We start from the raw sequence: 526 nt of genomic DNA, 5'->3' as shown, positions 1-526 counted from the left end.
ATGATCCTGCCGCTGTTTGCCTTCGCGAACGCGGGGGTCTCACTGCAGGGGGTCACCCTTGCCGGGCTGACGTCGCTCCTGCCGCTGGGCATTATGGCTGGCCTGTTTATCGGTAAGCCGCTGGGGATTAGCCTGTTCTGCTGGCTGGCCCTGAAGCTGAAGTGGGCTTCGCTGCCGGAGGGAACCACCTGCAAGCAAATTATGGCGGTGGGGATCCTGTGCGGGATTGGCTTTACGATGTCGATTTTCATCGCCACCCTGGCCTTTGGCAGCGTGGATCCCGCGTTGATCAACTGGGCCAAGCTTGGCATTCTGATCGGCTCAGTGCTATCAGCGGTCGTCGGCTACCTCATACTGCGTCAGCGCGTGACGGATACTCGCCTCGCGGTATAACCTTTCTGCAGGAGAGCCCGCCAGGCTCTCCTGGACATTATCAGGGAGAGAAGCATGTCACATATTAACTACAATCATCTGTACTACTTCTGGCACGTGTATAAAGAAGGGTCCGTCGTGGGCGCGGCGGAGG

At 58.6% G+C, this 526-nt stretch carries 1 protein-coding gene; it reads left to right on the top strand.

Annotated elements, in window-relative coordinates:
• Positions 1 to 393, top strand: a 393-nt coding sequence (locus ABD353_RS40210; protein WP_344628640.1) for a Na+/H+ antiporter NhaA, incomplete at its 5' end; no start/stop codon positions are given.
• Positions 394 to 526: the final 133 nt, after the last annotated feature.

Origin of the sequence: Kitasatospora arboriphila (genome assembly GCF_039528095.1) — a bacterium.
In the GTDB taxonomy this organism is placed as follows: domain Bacteria; phylum Actinomycetota; class Actinomycetes; order Streptomycetales; family Streptomycetaceae; genus Kitasatospora; species Kitasatospora arboriphila.
The sequence above is the reverse complement of the archived record's forward strand: the minus strand, read 5'-3'. Positions and strand labels throughout refer to the sequence as shown.